Origin of the sequence: Actinacidiphila epipremni (assembly GCF_012034175.1) — a bacterium.
In the GTDB taxonomy this organism is placed as follows: Bacteria; Actinomycetota; Actinomycetes; order Streptomycetales; family Streptomycetaceae; genus Actinacidiphila; species Actinacidiphila epipremni.
This window is the reverse complement of record NZ_JAATEJ010000007.1, coordinates 114,320-136,138: the sequence shown is the minus strand read 5'-3', so window position 1 is coordinate 136,138 and position 21,819 is coordinate 114,320. Positions and strand designations below refer to the sequence as shown.

At 74.4% G+C, this 21,819-nt stretch carries 17 protein-coding genes; 2 read left to right on the top strand and 15 right to left on the bottom strand.

Translation table 11 applies throughout. The features are described from left to right. Positions 1 to 103: 103 nt before the first annotated feature. Complete coding sequence (locus HCN08_RS12050; protein WP_167982988.1) at positions 104 to 2,209, top strand: MMPL family transporter; 2,106 nt, start codon at positions 104 to 106, stop codon at positions 2,207 to 2,209. Positions 2,210 to 2,222: 13 nt separating this feature from the next. Here HCN08_RS12050 and HCN08_RS12045 read toward each other — a convergent pair whose 3' ends face one another. The 3 genes from HCN08_RS12045 to def all read right to left on the bottom strand — a co-directional run bounded on the left by HCN08_RS12045 (position 2,223) and on the right by def (position 5,312). Next, positions 2,223 to 3,668, bottom strand: coding sequence for an RsmB/NOP family class I SAM-dependent RNA methyltransferase (locus HCN08_RS12045; RefSeq protein ID WP_167983106.1), 1,446 nt, complete (start codon positions 3,666 to 3,668; stop codon positions 2,223 to 2,225). A gap of 137 nt (positions 3,669 to 3,805) precedes the next feature. Further along, positions 3,806 to 4,738, bottom strand: coding sequence for a methionyl-tRNA formyltransferase (gene fmt / locus HCN08_RS12040; RefSeq protein WP_167982987.1), 933 nt, complete (start codon positions 4,736 to 4,738; stop codon positions 3,806 to 3,808). Between the two features lie 28 nt (positions 4,739 to 4,766). Continuing rightward, on the bottom strand, positions 4,767 to 5,312 hold the full coding sequence (gene def / locus HCN08_RS12035) for a peptide deformylase (RefSeq protein WP_167982986.1): 546 nt from the start codon (positions 5,310 to 5,312) through the stop codon (positions 4,767 to 4,769). A 209-nt stretch (positions 5,313 to 5,521) separates the two neighbouring features. On the opposite strand from def, the gene HCN08_RS12030 reads away from it, so the two are divergent. After that, positions 5,522 to 5,974, top strand: a complete 453-nt coding sequence (locus HCN08_RS12030; protein WP_240970016.1) for a hypothetical protein — start codon at positions 5,522 to 5,524, stop codon at positions 5,972 to 5,974. Between the two features lie 59 nt (positions 5,975 to 6,033). Here the strand turns inward: HCN08_RS12030 and HCN08_RS12025 are convergent, their stop codons facing one another. From HCN08_RS12025 to HCN08_RS11970, 12 genes are all read right to left on the bottom strand, one after another. Beyond that, positions 6,034 to 8,157, bottom strand: a complete 2,124-nt coding sequence (locus tag HCN08_RS12025) for a primosomal protein N' (protein WP_167982985.1) — start codon at positions 8,155 to 8,157, stop codon at positions 6,034 to 6,036. 686 nt (positions 8,158 to 8,843) lie between these two features. Beyond that, positions 8,844 to 10,073, bottom strand: coding sequence for a methionine adenosyltransferase (metK, locus tag HCN08_RS12020; RefSeq protein ID WP_167982984.1), 1,230 nt, complete (start codon positions 10,071 to 10,073; stop codon positions 8,844 to 8,846). Between the two features lie 268 nt (positions 10,074 to 10,341). Next, positions 10,342 to 11,610 (bottom strand): bifunctional phosphopantothenoylcysteine decarboxylase/phosphopantothenate--cysteine ligase CoaBC, encoded by a 1,269-nt coding sequence (gene coaBC, locus HCN08_RS12015; RefSeq protein WP_167982983.1) that lies wholly within the window; start codon positions 11,608 to 11,610, stop codon positions 10,342 to 10,344. Between the two features lie 160 nt (positions 11,611 to 11,770). Beyond that, positions 11,771 to 12,046: a DNA-directed RNA polymerase subunit omega gene (rpoZ, locus tag HCN08_RS12010; RefSeq protein ID WP_167982982.1), complete on the bottom strand. Its 276-nt coding sequence runs from the start codon at positions 12,044 to 12,046 to the stop codon at positions 11,771 to 11,773. A gap of 45 nt (positions 12,047 to 12,091) precedes the next feature. After that, positions 12,092 to 12,715, bottom strand: coding sequence for a guanylate kinase (gene gmk, locus HCN08_RS12005; RefSeq protein ID WP_167982981.1), 624 nt, complete (start codon positions 12,713 to 12,715; stop codon positions 12,092 to 12,094). Positions 12,716 to 12,752: 37 nt separating this feature from the next. Further along, positions 12,753 to 13,076, bottom strand: coding sequence for an integration host factor (locus HCN08_RS12000; RefSeq protein ID WP_031515413.1), 324 nt, complete (start codon positions 13,074 to 13,076; stop codon positions 12,753 to 12,755). A gap of 337 nt (positions 13,077 to 13,413) precedes the next feature. Continuing rightward, on the bottom strand, positions 13,414 to 14,289 hold the full coding sequence (gene pyrF, locus HCN08_RS11995) for an orotidine-5'-phosphate decarboxylase (protein ID WP_167982980.1): 876 nt from the start codon (positions 14,287 to 14,289) through the stop codon (positions 13,414 to 13,416). After that, entirely contained in the window at positions 14,286 to 15,398 is a 1,113-nt protein-coding gene (locus HCN08_RS11990) for a quinone-dependent dihydroorotate dehydrogenase (RefSeq protein WP_167982979.1), read from the bottom strand. Before HCN08_RS11990 ends, pyrF begins: the two co-directional genes overlap by 4 nt. A 29-nt stretch (positions 15,399 to 15,427) precedes the next feature. After that, positions 15,428 to 18,745, bottom strand: a complete 3,318-nt coding sequence (gene carB / locus HCN08_RS11985; RefSeq protein WP_167982978.1) for a carbamoyl-phosphate synthase large subunit — start codon at positions 18,743 to 18,745, stop codon at positions 15,428 to 15,430. Beyond that, positions 18,738 to 19,874 (bottom strand): glutamine-hydrolyzing carbamoyl-phosphate synthase small subunit, encoded by a 1,137-nt coding sequence (gene carA, locus HCN08_RS11980; protein WP_167982977.1) that lies wholly within the window; start codon positions 19,872 to 19,874, stop codon positions 18,738 to 18,740. Before carA ends, carB begins: the two co-directional genes overlap by 8 nt. Next, entirely contained in the window at positions 19,871 to 20,530 is a 660-nt protein-coding gene (locus HCN08_RS11975; protein ID WP_167982976.1) for a PH-like domain-containing protein, read from the bottom strand. Before HCN08_RS11975 ends, carA begins: the two co-directional genes overlap by 4 nt. Then, positions 20,527 to 21,819 (bottom strand): dihydroorotase, encoded by a 1,293-nt coding sequence (locus HCN08_RS11970; protein ID WP_167982975.1) that lies wholly within the window; start codon positions 21,817 to 21,819, stop codon positions 20,527 to 20,529. The genes HCN08_RS11975 and HCN08_RS11970 overlap by 4 nt, the downstream gene beginning before the upstream one ends.

Here is a 21,819-nt window from a genome sequence, read left to right as displayed (position 1 = left end):
CGCGGGCGGGTGGCGGGCGGTGGTGCCATGCTGGCCGTGGCCCCGGCCGCGCCCGCAGGGAGCACCGGCGGCCACCACCGGGCCGGCGACGGGGGGAGCGCAGATGGCGGGCACAGCGGGACGCTTGGCGCACCTGCCGTGCGGGCGGCGCGGCAAGTGGGTCGTGCTGGTGCTGTGGGTGCTGGTGGTGCTGGCGCTCGCACCGCTGGCGACCAGGCTGAACGGCGCCGAGAAGAACGACGCGGCGAGCTGGCTGCCGGGCCAGGCCGAATCCACCAAGGTCACGCAGGAGCAGAAGGCCTTCGTCCCGGAGACCGCGCCGGCCGTCGTCCTCTACACCAGGGCCGGCGGCCTGACCCCGGCGGACCTGGCCGCCATCGGGCGCAAGACCGGGCAGATGCGCGCGATGACCGCGCACGGCATCGTCGGCTCCCGCACCGTCGGCCCGATCCCCGACCGCCCGAAGGACCCGCGGGCCGCGCAGGTCGTCGTGCCGATCGTGGTCGAGGAGAGCGGCTGGGACTCGGTCGAGGACGCCGTGACCGCGCTGCGTGACACCGCGACACAGGGCGACGGCGGCCTCCAGGTCCACATCACCGGGCCCGGCGGTTACGCCGCCGACTCCAACAAGGCCTTCTCCGGTATCGACGGCACCCTGCTGTACGCGGCGCTCGCCGTGGTCGTGGTGATCCTGCTGGTCACCTACCGCAGCCTCACCCTGCTGGTGCTGCCGGTGGTCTCGGTGGTGGTGGCGCTCTTCAGCGCGCAGGCGCTGATCTACCTGCTGGCCCGGCACGGCGGCCTGGTCGTCAACGCGCAGAGCGCCGGCATCCTCACCGTGCTGGTCTTCGGCGCCGGTACGGACTACGCGCTGCTGCTGGTGGCCCGCTACCGCGAGGAGCTGCGCCGGCACGAGGACCGGCACGAGGCGATGGCGCTGGCCCTGCACCGCGCGGGCCCCGCGGTGATCGCGAGCGCCGCGACGGTCGCGCTGAGCATGCTGTGCCTGCTGGCCGCCGACATGAACTCCACCTCGGGGCTGGGCCCGGTCGCCGCGATCGGGGTGGCGGTGGCGCTGATCTCGATGGTCACGCTCTTCCCCGCGCTGCTGGTGATCGCCGGGCGGTGGGTGTTCTGGCCGGCGGTCCCGCACGTCGGCAGCCCCGAGCCGACCGCGACCGGGGTGTGGGCGCGGATCGGGCGGCGGATCAGCCGCCGGCCCCGGCTGGTGTGGACCGGCACGGTCGTCGTCCTGGGCGCGCTCGGCTTCGGCCTGTTCGCGCTCCAGGCGAACGGGCTGGCCGGCGCCGACACCTTCACCGACTCCCCGGACTCCGTCGTCGGGCAGCGCATCCAGGACCGCTACTTCCCGGCCGGCAGCGGCCAGCCCATGGTCGTGATCGCCGACGAGGGCGCCGCCGCCGAGGTCACCGCGGCCCTGAAGTCGCTGCCCGGCGTCGTCCCGGCGAGCGTCGGCACACCGCCGGGCGTGGCCCCGCGCAAGGGCGGCCGGGTCTACCTGGAGGCCACCCTCACCGACCAGCCGGACTCGGACGCGGCCCGCGCCACCGTGGACCGGGCGCGTAAGGAACTGCACGCGCTCCCCGGCGCCGACGCCCGGGTGGGCGGGGCGACCGCGATCCAGCAGGACACCTCGCAGGCGTCCTCCCGGGACGACGAGCTGCTGATCCCGCTGATCCTGCTGGTGGTGCTGCTCATCCTCGGCGTGCTGCTGCGGGCGGTGGTGGCGCCGCTGGTGCTGATCGGCACGGTGGTGCTGTCCTTCGCGGCGGCGCTCGGCGTCAGCGCGGTCGTCTTCCGCTACGTCTTCGACTACGCCGGGCAGGACACCGCCTTCCCGCTGTTCGTCTTCGTCTTCCTGGTGGCGCTGGGCATCGACTACAACATCTTCCTGATGACCCGTATCCGCGAGGAGAGCGCCGCGCAGGGCACCCGCAAGGGCGTGCTGACCGGGCTCGCCGCGACCGGCGGCGTCATCACCTCCGCGGGGCTGGTGCTGGCGGGCACCTTCGCGGTGCTGGGCACGCTGCCGGTCGTGGGCTTCGCCGAGATCGGCTTCGCGGTGGCCTTCGGGGTGCTGCTGGACACCTTCGTCGTCCGCTCGGTCCTGGTGTCCGCGATCGCCCTGGACCTGGGCGACCGCATCTGGTGGCCGTCCCGCCTGAGCCGGTCGGCCTCGCGTACGTGACGCGGCGCAGGGCTCAGGCGATGCGGCGGATCAGCGCCAGGAACATCGCGTCCGTGCCGTGCAGATGCGGCCACAGCTGGACGGTGGGGCCGGGGCCGAGGTCGGGGACGCCGGGGAGGAAGGGGCGGGCGTCGACCAGCTCCAGGCCGGGGGCGCCGGCCAGCACGTCGTCGACGACCGCGCGGGTCTCGGCCAGGTGCGGGGAGCAGGTGGCGTAGCCGACGACACCGCCGACCCGGACCGCCCGGACCGCCTCGGCCAGCAGGCCGCGCTGGAGCGGCGCGAAGCCGGGCACGTCCTGCTCACGGCGCCGCCAGCGGGCCTCGGGGCGGCGGCGCAGGGCGCCCAGGCCCGTACAGGGCACGTCGACCAGGACCCGGTCGAAGGAGCCGGGCGCCCACGCCGGGCGGGTGCCGTCGGCCACGACCACCTGGTACGGAGCGGGGCTGCCGGCCAGCGAGCGGGCCACCAGGCGGGCCCGGTGCGGCTGCTTCTCCGCCGCCACGACCCGGGCGCCGCGGGGCGCCGCGAGCCCGGCCAGGAGCGCCGCCTTGCCGCCGGGGCCCGCGCAGCCGTCCAGCCAGCGCGCGTCGCGGCCCTCGACGGGCACCGCCGCGAGCGCCGCGGCCACCAGCTGGCTGCCCTCGTCCTGCACGCCGGCCCGGCCCTCGGCGACCGCCGGCACCGCGGCCGGGTCGCCGCCCTCGGCGAGCCGCACCGCGTACGGCGACCAGCGGCCCGGCTCGGTGGAGCCGGCCGGCAGCGACTGCGCGACCTCCGCGGCGGTGGACCTGCCGGGGCGGGCCACCAACGTGACCTCGGGGCGCTGGTTGTCGGCGGCCAGCAGCTCCTCGATACCGGCCCGGCCGCCGCCGAGCGCGTCCCACAGCGCCGAGACGATCCACCGCGGATGCGAGTGCACGACCGCCAGATGCCCCTCGGCGTCCTCGTCGTACGGCGGCGCGACGCGCTCCAGCCAGCGGTCCCGGTCGTGCGCGGCGACCCGGCGCAGCACGGCGTTGACGAACCGCGCCCGGCCCTCCCCCAGCACCACCCGCGCCAGGTCCACGGTCGCCGAGACCGCGGCGTGCGCGGGGATGCGGGTCGCGAGCAACTGGTGGGCGCCCAGCGACAGCACGTCCAGCACGGGCGGGTCCACCTCGCGCAGCGGCCGGTCCACGCAGGCCGCCAGCACCGCGTCGTACGTGCCCTGGTTGCGCAGGGTGCCGTAGACCAGCTCGGTGGCGAGCGCGGCGTCCCGCCGGTCAAAGCCGCGGCCCCGGTCCTCGGCCTCGCGCTCGGCGGCGCGCAGCAGCGAGGGCAGCACCAGGTTGGCGTACGCGTCGCGCTCGTCGACCGCGCGCAGCGCCTCGAAGGCCAGGACGCGCACCGGGTCGCGCTGCGGGCGCCGGGCGGGGGTGGCGCCCTGCGGGCGGCGCTGCTGGTGTCTGCCGTTCACTTCGCTCTGCTTCGTGGTCTGCTGCTGGGTCTGCTTGCCGGGTGGCTGCGTCACGGACGCGTCGTCTCGTCGCGGGCGTCGGCCCTGCGGGTCGCCGGACCTGCGGGCTGCTGGCCCGATCAGCCTACGTCGTGCGCTCAGCGGCCGAGCACCGTGCCGGCGGGCAGCTGGACGCCGCGGGACCAGTCGGCGGCCGGCATGCGCTTCTTGCCCTGCGGCTGGACGTCGCCGAGCCGCACCGCGTGGCTGCCGGTGCCGACGTGCACGGCGTTCTTGGCGACCGCGAGCTCGCCGGGCGCGAGGTCGGTGCGCTCGGGCGCGAGGACGACCGGGCCGAGCTTGAGGCGCTCCCCGCCGATCAGCGTCCACGCGCCGGGGGCCGGGGTGCAACCGCGGACCAGCCGGTCGACCCGCAGCGCGGGGGCGGTCCAGTCGACGGCGGCGTCCTCGACGGTGATCTTCGGCGCGAGCGTGACCCCGTCGTCGGGCTGCGGGCGGGCGCTGAGCCGGCCGTCCTCGATGCCGTCCATCGTGGCGACCAGCAGCCCGGCGCCGCTGACCGCGAGCCGGCCGAGCAGGTCGCCGCTGGTGTCGGTGGGGCGGATCTCCTCGGTGACGACGCCGTAGACGGGCCCGGAGTCCAGGCCCTGCTCGATCAGGAAGGTGGACGCGCCGGTGACCTCGTCGCCGGCCATCACCGCGTGCTGCACGGGGGCGGCGCCGCGCCAGGCGGGCAGCAGCGAGAAGTGCAGGTTGACCCACCCGCGGGCGGGCACGTCGAGGGCGGCCTTGGGCAGCAGGGCGCCGTAGGCGACGACGGGGCAGCAGTCCGGCGCGATCTCCCGCAGCCGCGCCAGGAAGTCCTCGTCGCGGGGCTTCGCCGGCTTGAGCACCTCGATCCCGGCCGCTTCGGCGCGCTGCGCGACGGGGCTGGCCGCCAGCCTGCGGCCCCGCCCGGCGACCGCGTCGGGCCGGGTCACGACGGCGGCGACCTCATGCCGCCCGGCGGCGATCAGCGCGTCGAGCGCGGGGACGGCGGCCTCGGGGGTACCGGCGAAGACGAGCTTCATCGTGCGGGGGATGCCTTTCTCGACGGGGTCACAGGGCGCGGCCGAGGGTGCCGTGCGGGGAGATCCGGATGTCCGGCGGGGCCTGGCCCGCCCATTCGGCCTCGCGGATCGCCTGCATCGCCGCCGCCTGCTGCTCGGCGTCGAGCCGGTCGACGAACAGGATGCCGTCGAGGTGGTCGGTCTCGTGCTGGATGCAGCGGGCCAGCCGCTGCGTGCCGTTGACCACCACGGGCTCGCCGTACATGTTCCAGCCGCGCGCCACCACCTCGTACGCCCGCCGGCAGTCGTACGTCAGGCCCGGGATCGACAGGCAGCCCTCGGGGCCGTCCTGCTGCTCCTCGCCCAGCGTCAGCTCGGGGTTGACCAGGTGGCCCAGCTCGCCCTCGACGAAGTAGGTGAACACCCGCAGCGGCACGCCCAGTTGCGGCGCGGCCAGGCCCGCGCCGGGCGCGGCCTGCATGGTCTCGGTCAAGTCCTTGACCAGGGTGCGCAGTTCCGCGTCGAAGTCGGTCACCGGCTGCGCCACCCTGCGCAGCACCGGGTCGCCGAACAGGCGGATGGGTCTCACGGCCACGCGGGTCTCTCCTGACCGTAGGGCGGCGGCTGCCGGGGGGCGGCGGCTCGGATGCGGCTGCCAATTCTAGGGGGTCCTGGGCGGTCGTCCGCAGCGCATGGCGGGGGTGCGGACCAGGCCGTACGCCCCCGGGGCGTGACTCCGAGGGGCGGTGCCGCGTTGGTCAAGGCAGTTTGACCCAAGTCACCGTCGGTTGGAGAGGCCTGCTGATGCCCGACCACGCAACCCCTGACGCCCAGGCGCGGGCCAGCCTGCACCTGCTGGTGCGGGACATCGAAAGGGTCCGCCGGCAGGCGGACGCGCTGCGGACCCTCACGGCGCAACTCGGCAATGTGTACCGTCCGCGGCGCGGCGGCCCCACCGCGGGCTTCGTCGTCTACGGCCGCGCGCCGGCCCCCACCGTGCGGCTCGCGCAGGAACTGCGGGACAGCGTCGAGACGCTGGTCACCGCCGCGGTGGAGTTCGACCGCTCGCTCGGCTTCTCCTGGGACGCGGTGGGCTCGGCCCTCGGCGTCACCAAGCAGGCCGTGCACCGCCGTTACGGGGGGCGCCGGCCGGCCGTGCCCCCGCAGTCCCCGGCGCCCGACACCGCGGTGCCGGCGGTGCCGGCCGCCCGGCAGGGCCCGGCCGACGCGGTGCTGCCGAGCCCGCGCGGCGGCTGATCCGGACGCGGGCCGGGCTCTACCGGGTCGGCCATGTCGCCCGGGCCGGCCATGTCGGCTCAGCCGATGTCCGTCGGGTCGAGGCGGACGGCGACCGGGTCGCCGCCGCCGCGGGTGGCGCGGGCGATCTGCGCGGACTTCAGGGCCGCGGCGAGCGCGGCCCCGCTGCCCGGCGGCACGCGCAGCAGCAGCCGCTCGGCGCCGTTCGGCGCCGGGACGGGGCCCAGCTGGTCGGTGCCCGGCGGCAGCCGCAGCAGGGCCAGCAGTTCGGCGACCGCCGCGGCCGGGCCGGTGACCGAGGCCATCCGCGACACCGGCGGGAAGCGCAGCTCCGCCCGCTCGGCCAGCTCCCGCACCGCGTGCCCGGCCGGGTCCCAGCGGACCAGGGCCTGGACCGGCCGCAGCGTCGGCTCGGCCAGCACCAGCACGCTGCCGCCCTCCTGGGCCGGCCGCACCAGCGCCGCCGCGGCGGCCCAGCGGCGCAGCGCCTCCTCGGCCGCCCGCAGGTCCGGCCGGTTCAGCAGCGCCCAGCCGTCCAGCAGCAGCGCGGCGGCGTAACCGGGCCCGTCCGCGACGGGCTCCGCGCCCGGTGTGGCGATGACCAGCGCGGGGGCCGCGCCGACCGAGGCCAGGACGGTGTCGCGGCCGGAGGTGCGCACCGGCACCTTCGGGAAGGCCCGGCCCAGCTCCTCGGCGGTGCGCCGGGCGCCCACCACCTGGGCGCGCAGCTTGAAGCCGCCGCATTCGGGGCAGTGCCAGTCGGCCGCGGGCCGCCCGCACCAGCCGCAGTGCGGCAGGCCGCCCTGCTCGCGCAGCTCCAGCGGTCCCGAGCAGGCCGCGCAGCGGGCGGCGGCCCGGCAGTTGCCGCAGGCCAGCCGGGGGACGTATCCGCGCCGCGGCACCTGCACCAGCACCGGCCCGCGGGCCAGCGCGTCCCGGGTGACCTGCCAGGCCAGCGACGGCAGCCGGGCCGCGCGGGCGGCGGCGTCCCGGGCCTGGTCGGCGTCGCCGACGGTACGGATCAGCGGCGCGGCGGCCCGTACCTGCTCGCGGGCCGCGGCCAGCGGCAGCGCCCAGCCGCTGTCGACGAGCTGCGCGCCCTCCACGGTGCTGGTCAGGCCGCCGAGCAGGAAGCCGGTGCGCTCCTCGGCGGCGCGCAGCATCAGCACGTCGCGGGCGTGCGGATAGGGGGCGTGCGGCTCGGCGTGGCTGGAGTCGCCGTCGTCCCACAGCGCGACCAGGCCGAGGTCGGCGACGGGGGCGAACATCGCGGCGCGGGTCCCGACGACGGCGCGGACCGCGCCGCGGCTGACCGCGAGCCAGCGGCGGTAGCGCTCCTCGGGCCCCGCGTCGGCGGTGAGCATGACGTGCCGGCCCTCCCCCAGCAGCTCGGTGAGGGCGGCGTCCGCGCGGGCGACGGCCCGGCCGTCGGGCAGCACGGCGAGGGCGCCGCGCCCGGAGGCGAGCGTCGCGGCGATCGCGCGGGCCAGCTCGGCGGGCCAGTGCGGTCCGGGCAGCGCGAGCCAGACCGCCCGCGGGGTGTCGCCGCGGGCCAGGGCCTGGAGATAGCCGGGGCCCGTGCCGTACCGCGCCCAGGTGCCCGGCGCGGGCGCCGGCGGGGGGGGCGCCGGCTCGGGCGACGGCTCACGCTCGGCGCGGGCCATCCGGGGCGGCACGGCGAGCGAGACGACGTCGGCGAGGGCGCCGGCGTACCGGTCGGCGACGAGCCGGCACAGGGCCAGCAGCCGCGGGGTGAGGACCCGCTCGGTGGACAGCACCTGGGCCAGCGGCGCGAGGGGGCCGGCGAAGTCGCTCTCGGCGAGCCGCTCGACGATGAAGCCGTCGTGGAGGGTGCCGCCCTCGCGCCGTCCCTTGACGACGCGGGCGCCGAACCGCACGCGTACCCTGACGCCCGGTTGGGCGTCGGCGTCCATGGCGGCGGGCACGGCGTAGTCGAAGAACTGGTCCAGGTGCAGAAGCCCTTTGTCGACCAGCACGCGCGCGACGGGCGTCCCCTCGGCCAGGGGGGCACCGCGCCACGTCCGCGGCTTCGCCCTGCGGGCGGCCTCCCGCACGAGGCTCAGCTGCTCACCGCTGTGCTCACTCACCCGCCAATCCTGCCACCCGCTTCGGACAGTCCCCCCGTCCTGCCCCACCCTGCCGCCGCGGGATCTTCCCGCCATCCCGGCTGGTCGCGCAGTTCCCCGCGCCCCTATGCCCCCCGGGGCTGCCCCACTCTGCCCTCGCGGGACCTCCCCACCGCTGTCGCTGGTCGCGCAGTTCCCCGCGCCCCTTCCCCTGGGGGTGCCCCGTTCTGTCGTTGCGGGGCCTTCCCGCCGCCGTGGCTTGCCGCGCAGTTCCCCGCGCCCCTGTGCCCTCCGGGCTGCCCCGCTCTGCCGTCGCGGGGCCTCCCCACCGCTGTCGCTGGTCGCGCAGTTCCCCGCGCCCCTGGTTTGTTGCCCCGCGCCGCAGAAACAGGGCCCATGCGGAAGGACCCGAACAAACACCGCTGCGGACGACCCGAGCCAACCCCGATGCGGACACCCCGAGCAACACCCTCGCGGAGGACCCGAGCGAACGCCGACGCGGACGACCCGAGCCAACAGGGGCGCGGGGAACTGCGCGACCAGCCGAGATGGCGGGAAGATCCCGCAACGACAGGTGGGGGCACCCCCAGGGGAAGGGGCGCGGGGAACTGCGCGCCAAGCCACAGCGGCGGGAAGATCCCGCGACGGCAGAACGGGGCAGCCCGGAGGGCAGGGGCGCGGGGAACCCACCGCCGGCGGACGGGTGCGGGGCCAGCCCCGAGGGCAGGGGCGCGGGGGAACCCCCGCGGCGGGGGCGGGGGCCGCCCGCCGCAGGGGGTGGCTCAGATACCCGCCGCGGAGCGGAGCGCGTCGACGCGGTCCGTGCGCTCCCAGGTGAATTCGGGCAGCTCACGACCGAAGTGACCGTACGCCGCCGTCGCGGCGTAAATGGGCCGCAGCAGGTCGAGGTCGCGGATGATCGCGGCCGGCCGCAGGTCGAAGACCTGCGTAATGGCCTGCTCGATCTTCTCGACGTCGACATTCTCCGTACCGAACGTCTCGACGAAGAGCCCCACGGGCTCCGCCTTGCCGATCGCGTAAGCGACCTGCACCTCGCACCGCGCCGCCAGCCCCGCGGCCACCACGTTCTTGGCGACCCACCGCATTGCGTACGCCGCCGAGCGGTCGACCTTGGACGGGTCCTTGCCGGAGAACGCGCCGCCGCCGTGCCGCGCCATACCCCCGTACGTGTCGATGATGATCTTGCGGCCGGTGAGCCCGGCGTCCCCCATGGGCCCGCCGATCTCGAACCGCCCGGTCGGGTTGACGAGCAGCTTGTAGCCCTCGGTGTCGAGCTTGATCCCGTCCTCGATGAGCGCCTTCAGCTCGACCTCGACGACGAACTCGCGGATGTCGGGCGCGAGCAGCGACTCCAGGTCGATGTCGGAGGCGTGCTGCGAGGACACCACGACGGTGTCGAGCCGGACCGCCTTGTCGCCGTCGTACTCGATGGTGACCTGCGTCTTGCCGTCGGGCCGCAGGTAGGGGATCGTGCCGTTCTTGCGGACCTCGGTGAGCCGGCGGGAGAGCCGGTGGGCCAGCGTGATCGGCAGCGGCATCAGCTCGGGCGTCTCGTCGGAGGCGTAGCCGAACATCAGGCCCTGGTCGCCGGCGCCCTGCTTGTCCAGGTCGTCGAGCTCGGCCTCGACCCGCCCGGCGGCGGCCTCGACGCGCTTCTCGTACGCGGTGTCGACGCCCTGCGCGATGTCCGGGGACTGCGCGCCGATGGACACCGACACGCCGCAGGAGGCGCCGTCGAAGCCCTTCTTGGACGAGTCGTAGCCGATGTCGAGGATCTTGTTGCGCACCAGGGTGGCGATGTCGGCGTAGGCCGTCGTCGTCACCTCGCCCGCGATATGCACCTGACCGGTGGTGATCAGCGTCTCGACGGCGACGCGCGACGCGGGGTCGGCGGTCAGCAGGGCGTCGAGAATGGTGTCGCTGATCTGGTCAGCGATCTTGTCCGGGTGGCCCTCGGTCACGGACTCTGAGGTGAACAGGCGGCGGGACACATCGCTCCCTGGGGTTGCAGCGGCTGCTGGCTGACATTTCGGCGGAGCGCGCAGGGCTGCGCCTGGCACTCCGGCGCCAGTTTATCGTTCGCACCGCCCGGACGGACACGACATCTCGCACCTTGGATATGCCATGACCTGCGTCACCTCACCGGCCGGTAGGACCATCGGCCCGGCGGGAGACGCTTTCCGGCTGATAGGTCCGTTTTATTCCACCCGTCCGGGGGATTTACGTTTCCCCGTCCCGCCCAGGTCGGCGCTCCGCCGCTCAGCGGCCCCGCAGCTCGCCGCCCAGCCGGGCCGCCACGAGGTCCCACACCCGGTCGGCAAGCGCTTCCTTCGGCCCGAGCGGTACCGGGGTCTCGGTGCCGTCGGCACCGAGAACGACGGCCTGGTTGTCGTCGGTGCCGAAGGCGGTGTGCTCCCCCACCTCGTTGACGACCAGCAGGTCACAGCCCTTGCGGGCGAGTTTCGCGCGGCCGTTGGCGAGCACGTCGTCGGTCTCGGCGGCGAAGCCCACCACGACCAGGCCCGGGTGCGGGCGCGCCGCGGAGAGCCCCGCGAGGACATCCGGGTTCTGCTCCAGGACGAGCGGCGCGGGCCCCTCGCCGTCTCGCTTCTTGATCTTGCTGTCCACATAGCGGGCGGGCCGGAAGTCGGCGACGGCCGCCGCCATCACCACCGCGTCGGCGTCCGCCGCCGCCGCGAGCACCGCCCGGCGCAGCTGCTCGGCGCTGCCCACGGCCACGACGTCGGCCCCTGCCGGATCGGGCAGCGCGGTGTTGGCGGCGACCAGCGTCACCCGGGCGCCGCGGGCGACCGCGGTACGGGCCAGCGCGTAGCCCTGCTTGCCGGACGAGCGGTTGCCGAGGTAGCGCACCGGGTCCAGCGGCTCGCGGGTGCCGCCGGCGCTCACCACGACATGCCGGCCGGCCAGGTCGCGCGGCAGGTCGCCGCCGCGGTCCAGCACCCGCCGGCAGACCTCGAAGATCTCCGCGGGGTCGGGCAGCCGCCCCTTGCCGGTGTCCACGCCGGTGAGCCGGCCGACCGCGGGCTCGATCACCACGCTGCCGCGGCGGCGCAGCGTCGCCACGTTCTCCCGGGTGGCGGGGTGCTCCCACATCTCGGTGTGCATGGCCGGTGCGAAGACGACCGGGCAGCGGGCGGTGAGCAGGGTGTTGGTGAGCAGGTCGTCGGCCAGGCCGTGGGCGGCCCGGGCGAGCAGGTCGGCGGTGGCCGGGGCGACGACCACCAGGTCGGCGTGCTGCCCGATCCTGACGTGCGGCACCTCGTGCACCCCGTCCCACACCCTCGTGGCCACCGGCCGGCCGGACAGCGCCGCCCAGGTGGCCTCGCCGACGAAGTGCAGCGCCGCCTCGGTCGGCACCACGGTGACGTCGTGGCCGGACTCGGTGAGCCGCCGCAGCAGCTCGCAGGACTTGTACGCGGCGATGCCGCCGCTGACCCCGAGCACCACCCGGGGCCCCCGCCGCTCCGCCGCCGTACCGTCCGTGCCGCCGTCGGCCTGCCGCGCCATCGCCACTCCCGTCCGTCCGCCCCCGCCGCCGGGCCGGCCGGCCCGGCCCGTCTGCTCCCATGACACACCACCGGCCCGGCGGTCGCGCCGCCGGGCCGGTGAACGCGACCGTGCCGCCACCCCTTGCGGGGCGGCGGCACGGGACGGCGTACGTGCGCGCTCAGTGCGTGGGCGGGGGCTCCACGGCCTCGGAGGTCAGCAGACCCGCGTTGATCTCGCGCAGCGCGATCGAGAGCGGCTTCTCGTGGACGTGGGTGTCCACCAGCGGGCCGACGTACTCCAGCAGGCCCTCGCCGAGCTGGGAGTAGTACGCGTTGATCTGGCGCGCCCGCTTGGCCGCGTAGATCACCAGGCTGTACTTGGAGTCGGTCGCCTCGAGCAGTTCGTCGATCGGCGGGTTGATGATGCCCTCGGGCGTGGCAATGGAAGAGGACACGCTCTACCTACCCCTACTGACGGAAACAAGTGGATGGTGCAGAAGTCAGTCAATCTGCATCAAGGCTAGCAGCTCACGCGCTACATCCTCGACGGAGGTGTTGACAAGGGTCCGGTCGAACTCGGACTCGGCGGCCAGCTCGATCCTGGCCACGGCCAGCCGCCGCTCGATGACCTCGGGCGACTCGGTGCCGCGGCCGGTGAGCCGGCGGACCAGCTCGTCCCAGCCGGGCGGGGCGAGGAAGACCAGATGGGCCTCCGGCATGGACTCGCGGACCAGCCGGGCGCCCTGGAGGTCGATCTCCAGCAGCACCGGTTCGCCGGCCCGCAACCGGTCCAGCACCGCCTGGCGCGGGGTGCCGTAGCGGTGGCCGGCGAATTCGGCCCACTCCAGCAGTTCGCCGTTGGCGACGAGTTTGTCGAACTCGTCGTCGTCGACGAAGAAATACTGCACACCGTCCTGTTCCCCGGGGCGGGGCTTTCTCGTGGTCGCCGAGACCGACAGCCACACCTCGGGGTGCATGGTGCGCAGGTGGGCGACGACCGTGCTCTTACCGACCCCGGAGGGGCCGGAGAGCACGGTCAGTCGCGGACGTCTGACCGGGGGGGCCGGGGCGGCCCCCTGCGAAGCGAGGGGGCGGTCGGCCCCCCGGGAGACAGCAGAGCTCATGGAGCGATTATCCCTGGTTCCCGGACGTGCCGGGACCTCAGGCGGCGGTACCGCCGAACTCGCGCTCCAGGGAAGCGATCTGGTTCGAGCCAAGACCGCGCACCCGGCGGCTCTCGGAGATGCCGAGCCGCTCCATGATCTGCTTGGCGCGCACTTTCCCGACGCCGGGAAGGGATTCGAGCAGGGCGGAGACCTTCATCTTGCCGATGACGTCGTTCTCCTGGCCTTGCTTGATGACCTCGTGCAGAGACGCGCCGGAGTGCTTGAGCCGGTTCTTGACCTCGGCGCGCTCCCGGCGAGCCGCGGCGGCCTTTTCGAGCGCGGCAGCGCGCTGTTCAGGGGTAAGGGGCGGAAGAGCCACGCCTACGTCACCTCGGAAGTAGAGCAATCGGATATGGACCGTGTCGGAACACGCTCACCCCGCACCTGCGGAGTGAAGAGCTGCGCGGGTGAACTGCGCGCTCCTGTCGGAGACTAGCGGTCCGGACGGCTCAAGTCAGCGAGAACAGTCGAAAAGTCCTGGTCAGCCTTGATCCGAGGGGATATTTGGGACAAAGCGGAACGCTGCGCGGGTCCAATCCCGCAGGTGGTTGAATCCGGCCCTTTTTCCGTTCGATATTCGACCGGATTACCCGCAGGTATTACCGCACTATTGCCCCGCCCGGCGGACGCCCCCGGCCGCGCCCGCCCGGGCCCCCTCACACCGCCGCGAGGGCGGCCCGCACCTCGTCCGCGTAACGTGCCGCCGCGGCCCGCAGCGCCGCCGCGTCCGGCCCGTGCCGCAGCACCGCGCGGCTCACACTCGGCAGCACATTGCGCAGCTCCTTGCCGAAGACGGCGGGCAGGTCCGCGGGCGTGGCTCCCTGCGCGCCCACCCCGGGCGCCAGCAGCGGGCCGTTGACCGCCAGGTCCGCCCCGGCCTCGCGCAGCGTCGCGCCGACGACCGCGCCGACCGAGCCGAACGGCGCCTCGCCGGCGTTCTCCACCATGATCGCGTCCAGCACCAGCTGCGCCACCGACCGCCCGCCGGCCGCGGTGGCCCGCTGCACCTGCGCGCCCTCCGGGTTGGACGTCAGCGCCAGCACGAAGACACCCGAGCCGGAGATACGGGCCGCGTCCAGGGCCGGCCGCAGCGACTCGAAGCCCAGGTACGGGCTGACGGTGACGGCGTCGCTGAACAGCGGCGAGGACGCGTCCAGATACGTGGCGGCGTACGCGGCCATGGTCGAGCCGATGTCGCCGCGCTTGGCGTCCATCAGCACCAGCGCGCCCGCCTCCCGGGCCGCCGCGACCGCCCGCTCCAGCACCGCGACCCCGCGCGAGCCGAAGCGCTCGAAGAAGGCCGACTGCGGCTTGAACACCGCGACCTGCTCGGCCAGCGCCTCCACCACGGTCATGGTGAAGCGCTCCAGGCCCGGTACGTCGTCGGCCAGCCCCCAGCCCTCCAGCAGCGAGCCGTGCGGGTCGATGCCGACGCACAGCTGCCCGCGGGTGTCCATGGCCCGGCGCAGCCGCGCCCCGAAGGGCTCCGGCGCTCCGGTCCGCGCGTCCTGCGGCGTCCCTTGCGTGCTCATGCGGTGGTGGCCTTCCTGGTGTCGGCGCCGACCGCGTCGGCGAGGGTGGCGTACGGGCTCGCGGCCAGCCGTGCGGCCAGGCCCTGGTGGACCGCGCGCATCCAGAACGGCCCGCGGTAGACGAAGGCGCTGTAGCCCTGGACCAGCGTCGCCCCGGCCAGGATGCGCCGCCAGGCGTCCTCTGCGTCCTGCACCCCGCCGACGCCGACGAGGGTCAGCCGGTCGCCGACCCGGGCGTACAGCCGGCGCAGCACCTCCAGCGAGCGGTCGGCCAGCGGCGCCCCGGACAGGCCGCCGGTCTGCGCGACGGTCCGCGGGTCGCCGGTCAGGCCCAGGCCCTCGCGGGCGACGGTGGTGTTGGTGGCGATGATGCCGTCCAGGCCCAGGTCCAGGGCGAGGTCGGCGACGGCGTCCACGTCCTCGTCGGCCAGGTCGGGGGCGATCTTCACCAGCAGCGGCACCCGGCGCCCCGGCACCGCCCGGTCGGCCGCCGCCCTGACCCCTTCGAGCAGCGGGCGCAGCGCCGCGGTGGCCTGAAGGCTGCGCAGCCCCGGAGTGTTCGGCGACGACACATTGACAACGAGGTAGTCCGCATGGGCGGCCAGCCGCTCGGCGGAGGTGACGTAATCGCGTACGGCCTCCCCCTCGGGGACGACCTTGGTCTTGCCGATGTTGACGCCGACGGTGACCGGGAAGACCGCCCGCCGGGCCGCCAGCCGGGCGGCGACGGCGGCGCTGCCGTCGTTGTTGAAGCCCATCCGGTTGATCAGCGCCCGGTCCGGCACCAGCCGGAACAGCCGCGGCGCGGGGTTGCCCGGCTGCGGCTGCGCGGTGACGGTGCCGATCTCGACATGGTCGAAGCCCAGCATGGCCATGCCGTCGATCGCGACGGCGTTCTTGTCGAACCCGGCGGCCAGCCCGAACGGGCCGGGCATGGTCCGCCCGAACGCCGTCGTCGCCAGCCCGGCCCGGCGCGGCGCCAGCACCCGCGCGACCGCGCCGCGCACCCCGGGGATCCGGGCCGCGGCCCGGATCCACCGGAAGGCCAGGTGGTGCGCCTGCTCGGCGTCCATCCGCCGGAAGACCACCCGGAAGAACAGCTCGTACATCTCGTGCTCCCCGCCGTGCCCCGGCGCCCTCAGCCCCGGCTCTCGGCGAGCCGGGCGGCGTGCTCCTGCAGGGAGCTCACCCCGATGTCGCCGCGGCCGAGCGCGTCGATGCCCTGGACGGCGGCGGCCAGGGCCTGGACGGTGGTCAGGCACGGGATGCCGCGGGCGACCGCCGCGGTACGGATGTCGTAGCCGTCCAGCCGGCCGCCGGTGCCGAACGGGGTGTTGACGATGAGGTCGATCTCTCCCTCGTGGATGAGGGTGACGACGGTGGGCTCGCCCTCGGGGCCGACGCCCTCGCTCTGCTTGCGCACCACCCGCGCCGGGATGCCGTTGCGGCGCAGCACCTCGGCGGTGCCGGAGGTGGCCAGCAGCTCGAAGCCGTGGTCGATCAGCGCCCGCGCCGGGAAGATCAGGGCGCGCTTGTCGCGGTTGGCGACCGAGACGAAGGCGCGGCCCTTGCTGGGCAGCGCCCCGTACGCGCCGGCCTGCGACTTGGCGTAGGCGGTGCCGAAGACCGCGTCGATGCCCATGACCTCGCCGGTGGAGCGCATCTCCGGGCCGAGGATGGTGTCGACGCCGCGGCCCTGCACGTCGCGGAAGCGGCTCCAGGGCAGCACGGCCTCCTTGACCGAGATCGGCGCGTCCAGCGGCAGCGTGCCGCCGTCCCCGGAGACCGGCAGCAGCCCCTCGGCGCGCAGTTCGGCGACCGTCGCGCCGAGCGAGATCCGGGCGGCGGCCTTGGCGAGCGGGACCGCGGTGGCCTTGGAGGTGAAGGGGACGGTACGGGAGGCGCGCGGGTTGGCCTCCAGGACGTAGAGGATGTCGCCGGCGAGCGCGAACTGGATGTTGATCAGGCCGCGCACCCCGACACCGCGGGCGATGGCCTCGGTGGAGGCCCGCAGCCGCTTGATGTCGTGGCCGCCCAGCGTGATGGGGGGCAGTGCGCACGCGGAGTCGCCGGAGTGGATGCCGGCCTCCTCGATGTGCTCCATGACGCCGCCGAGGTAGAGCTCCTGGCCGTCGAAGAGCGCGTCGACGTCGATCTCGATGGCGTCGTCGAGGAAGCGGTCGACGAGGACCGGGCGGTCCGGGCCGATCTCGGTGGACTCCGCGATGTACGCCGCCAGCCGCGTCTCGTCGTAGACGATCTCCATGCCGCGCCCGCCGAGCACGTAGCTGGGCCGGACCAGGACCGGGTAGCCGATCTCGTCGGCGATGGCCTTGGCGCCGGGGAAGGAGGTCGCGGTGCCGTGCTTGGGCGCGGGCAGGCCCGCCTCGGCCAGGACCCGGCCGAAGGCGCCGCGGTCCTCGGCGAGGTGGATGGCCTCGGGCGAGGTGCCGACGACGGGCACGCCGTTGTCCTTGAGGGCCTGCGCCAGTCCCAGCGGGGTCTGGCCGCCGAGCTGCACGACGACCCCGGCGACCGGGCCCGCCTGCTGCTCGGCGTGCACGATCTCCAGCACGTCCTCCAGGGTGAGCGGCTCGAAGTAGAGCCGGTCGGAGGTGTCGTAGTCGGTGGAGACGGTCTCGGGGTTGCAGTTGACCATCACCGTCTCGTACCCGGCGTCGTGCAGCGCGAAGGAGGCGTGCACGCACGAGTAGTCGAACTCGATGCCCTGGCCGATGCGGTTGGGCCCGGAGCCGAGGATGATCACCGCCGGCCTGGTGCGCGGCGCGACCTCGCTCTCCTCGTCGTAGGAGGAGTAGAAGTACGGGGTGGCGGCGGCGAACTCGGCGGCGCAGGTGTCGACGGTCTTGTAGACCGGGCGGATGCCCAGCGCGTGCCGGACCTCGCGGACGACGTCCTCGCGCAGGCCCCGGATGCCGGCGATCTGCGCGTCGGAGAAGCCGTGCCGCTTGGCCTCGGCGAGCAGTGCGGGGTCGAGGCGGTCGGCGGCGGCGAGTTCGAGGGCGTACTCGTGGATGAGGAAGAGCTGGTCGACGAACCACGGGTCGATGCGGGTGGCGGTGAAGACCTCCGCGGGGGTGGCGCCGGCCCGGATGGCGGCCATGACGGTGTTGATCCGGCCGTCGGTGGGCACGGCGGCGCGGGCCAGCAGGTCGTCCTTGGCGCCGAGGGCGGCGGTGTCGGTGGTGAAGTCGAACTGCGAGCCCTTCTTCTCCAGCGAGCGCAGCGCCTTGTTGAGCGCCTCGGTGAAGTTGCGGCCGATGGCCATGGCCTCGCCGACGGACTTCATGGTGGTGGTGAGCGTCGGGTCGGCGGCCGGGAACTTCTCGAAGGCGAAGCGCGGCACCTTGACCACGACGTAGTCGAGGGTGGGCTCGAAGGACGCCGGGGTCTTCTCGGTGATGTCGTTGGGGATCTCGTCGAGGGTGTAGCCGACGGCGAGCCGGGCGGCGATCTTGGCGATCGGGAAGCCGGTGGCCTTGGAGGCCAGCGCCGAGGAGCGGGAGACCCGGGGGTTCATCTCGATGACGATGACCCGGCCGTCCTCGGGGTTGACGGCGAACTGGATGTTGCAGCCGCCGGTGTCCACGCCGACCTCGCGGATCACGGCGATGCCGATGTCGCGGAGGATCTGGTACTCGCGGTCGGTGAGGGTCATCGCGGGCGCGACGGTGATGGAGTCGCCGGTGTGCACGCCCATGGGGTCAAAGTTCTCGATGGAGCAGACGACCACGACGTTGTCGTGCTTGTCGCGCATCAGCTCCAGCTCGTACTCCTTCCAGCCCAGGATGGACTCCTCCAGCAGCACCTCGGTGGTGGGCGAGAGGGCCAGGCCCTGGCCGGCGATGCGGCGCAGTTCGTCCTCGTCGTGGGCGAAGCCGGAGCCGGCGCCGCCCATGGTGAAGGAGGGGCGGACGACGACGGGATAGCCGCCGAGGGCGCCGACGCCGGCGAGCACGTCGTCCATGGTGTGGCAGATGACCGAGCGGGCGGACTCGCCGTGCCCGATCTTGCCGCGGACGGCCTCGACGACGCCCTTGAACTGGTCGCGGTCCTCGCCCTTGTGGATGGCCTCGACGTTGGCGCCGATGAGCTCGACGCCGTATTCGGTCAGGGTGCCGTTGTCGTGCAGCGCGATCGCGGTGTTGAGCGCGGTCTGGCCGCCGAGGGTGGGCAGCAGGGCGTCGGGGCGCTCCTTGGCGATGATCTTCTCGACGTATTCCGGGGTGATCGGCTCGACGTACGTGGCGTCGGCGATCTCCGGGTCGGTCATGATCGTGGCGGGGTTGGAGTTGACCAGGATCACCCGCAGGCCCTCGGCCTTCAGGACGCGGCAGGCCTGGGTGCCGGAGTAGTCGAACTCGGCGGCCTGGCCGATGACGATCGGACCCGAGCCGATGACCAGAACGGACCGGATGTCGGTGCGCTTAGGCACGCTGGGCCTCCATGAGCGAAGTGAAGCGGTCGAACAGGTACGCGGCGTCGTGCGGGCCGGCGGCGGCCTCGGGGTGGTACTGCACGCTGAAGGCGGGGCGGTCCAGCAGCCGCAGGCCCTCCACGACGTTGTCGTTGAGGCACACATGGCTGACCTCGGCGCGGCCGAAGGGGGTGTCGCTGACCTCGTCGAGCGGGGCGTCCACGGCGAAGCCGTGGTTGTGCGCGGTGACCTCGACCTTGCCGGTGGCGCGGTCCTGCACCGGCTGGTTGATGCCGCGGTGGCCGTACTTGAGCTTGTAGGTGCCGAAGCCGAGGGCGCGGCCGAGGAGCTGGTTGCCGAAGCAGATGCCGAACAGCGGGGTGCCGCGGCCCAGCACCTCCTGGATGACGGTGAGGTCGGCGGTGGCGGGGTCGCCGGGGCCGTTGGACAGGAACACCCCGTCGGGGGCGAGGGCGTAGACGTCCTCGGCGGTGGCGCTCGCGGGCAGCACGTGCACCTCGATGCCGCGCTGGGCCATGCGGTGCGGGGTCATGCCCTTGATGCCGAGGTCGAGGGCGGCGACGGTGAAGCGCTTGCCGCCGAGGGCCGGGACGACGTACGGCTGCTCGGTGGCGACCTCGCCGGCGAGGTCGGCGCCGGCCATCTCGGGCGCCCGGCGGACCTTCGCGAGCAGGGTGTCGTCGTCGGCGCCGGCGGCGGGGCCGGAGAAGATGCCGACCCGCATCGCGCCGCGTTCGCGCAGGTGCCGGGTCAGGGCGCGGGTGTCGATGCCGCTGATGCCGACCACGCCCTGCGCGGCCAGCTCCTCGTCGAGGGAGCGGCGCGAGCGCCAGTTGGACGGCATACGGGCCGGGTCGCGCACGACGTAGCCGGCCACCCAGATGCGGCGGGACTCCGGGTCCTCGTCGTTGACGCCGGTGTTGCCGACGTGCGGGGCGGTCATGACGACCACCTGGCGGTGGTAGGAGGGGTCGGTGAGGGTCTCCTGGTAGCCGGTCATCCCGGTGGAGAACACGGCCTCGCCGAAGGTCTCCCCCACCGCGCCGTAGGCACGGCCGCGGAAGGTGCGGCCGTCCTCCAGGACGAGGACGGCGGGCGTGCGGTCCGCCCGGGTGGAGGTCGTCATTTCGCGCCTTCCTTCTCGTGCTGCCGGGTGTCCGGCGTGCCGGCCGGCTCGGTGGCCGGCTTGGTGTCCGTGAAGGCGACGACGCTGTCGCCACTGAGCTCGTCGATCCGGGCCACCCACGCCGGGTGCTCGGCGGCGTGGTCGAAGCGGAATCCGGAGTCGAGCAGGGTGCCGCCGTGCTCCCAGGTGACGACCAGCAGGCCGCCCTCGGTGAGGACCTTGCCGGCGATGCCCTTGTCCAGCCGGGCGCCGCGCAGCGCGGCGACGGGGACGAAGAAGCCGGGGGCGCCGGTGCGCCGCACGTCCAGGCCCTGCGCGGTGAGGGTGAGGGCGGCGCGGCTGCGTACGCCCAGGCCGTGCGCGACGATGCGGTCCAGCCACTGCCCGGCGGTGGTGCTGCCGTGGTAGCGGCCCTCGGCGCTGAGCAGCGGCTCGCCGGGGGTCTCGGGGGCCTGCGGGAGGGCAGGCAGGCCGCCCTGGAGGGTGCGGCGCCACTGCCAGCCCTGCCGCATCAGCCAGTAGACCAGGGTGACGAACAGCAGCAGGCCCACGATCCAGCCGATCCGGTCACCCCAGTGGGTGACGTGCGCCGAGTGCTTCCCCTCGGCCGGCCCGGCGGCCAGCGCGGCGCTGAACCGTGCGGTGAGGTGCGTCATACGAGCTTCCCGTCCATGACCGTCGCGCGGCCCCGCAGGAAGGTGGCGACGACGCGGCCCGGCAGCTCGCGGCCCGCGTAGGGGGTGTTGCGGCTGCGGGAGGCGAACCCCGCGGGGTTGACGGTCCCACGGTATGCGGGATCGAGCAGCACCAGGTTCGCGGGCTCGCCGGGGGCGACGGGGCGGCCGTGGCCGGCGAGCCGGCCGATCGCGGCGGGACGGGCGGACATCCGGTCGGCGACGCCGGTCCAGTCCAGCAGGCCGGTGTCGACCATGGTGTGCTGCACCACCGACAGCGCGGTCTCCAGGCCGACCATGCCCATGGCCGCCGCGGCCCACTCGCAGTCCTTGTCCTCGTGCGGGTGGGGCGCGTGGTCGGTGGCGACGCAGTCGATGGTGCCGTCGGCCAGCGCCTCGCGCAGCGCCAGCACGTCGGCCTCGGTGCGCAGCGGCGGGTTGACCTTGTAGACCGGGTCGTACGAGCGCACCAGCTCGTCGGTCAGCAGCAGGTGGTGCGGGGTGACCTCGGCGGTGACCGCCCAGCCCTTGGACTTCGCCCAGCGGACGATCTCCACCGAGCCGGCCGTCGACAGGTGGCAGATGTGCACCCGGGAGCCGACGTGCGCGGCGAGCAGCACGTCACGGGCGATGATCGACTCCTCGGCGACCGCGGGCCAGCCGGTCAGGCCCAGCTCGCCGGAGACGGCGCCCTCGTTCATCTGGGCGCCCTCGGTCAGCCGCGGCTCCTGCGCGTGCTGGGCGACGACGCCGTCGAAGGCCTTCACGTACTCCAGCGCCCTGCGCATGATGACGGCGTCGTCCACGCACTTGCCGTCGTCGGAGAAGACCCGCACCTGCGCGGCGGAGTCGGCCATCGCGCCGAGCTCGGCGAGCTGCTTGCCCTCCAGGCCCACGGTGACCGCGCCGACCGGCTGGACGTCGCAGTAGCCGGACTCCTTGCCCAGCCGCCACACCTGCTCGACGACGCCGGCGGTGTCGGCGACGGGGAAGGTGTTGGCCATGGCGTGCACGGCGGTGTAGCCGCCCGCCGCGGCGGCGCGGGTGCCGGTCAGCACGGTCTCGGAGTCCTCGCGGCCGGGCTCGCGCAGATGGGTGTGCAGGTCGACCAGGCCGGGCAGCAGCACATGGCCCGCCGCCTCGATCACCGTGGCCCCCCGCGGGGCCTCCAGGCCCCCGCCGACCGCGGTCACGGTGCCGCCGTCGATCGTCACGTCCTGCGCCGGGCCGCCGAGGATCCGTGCGCCGCGGATCAGGGTGGTGTCGCTCAT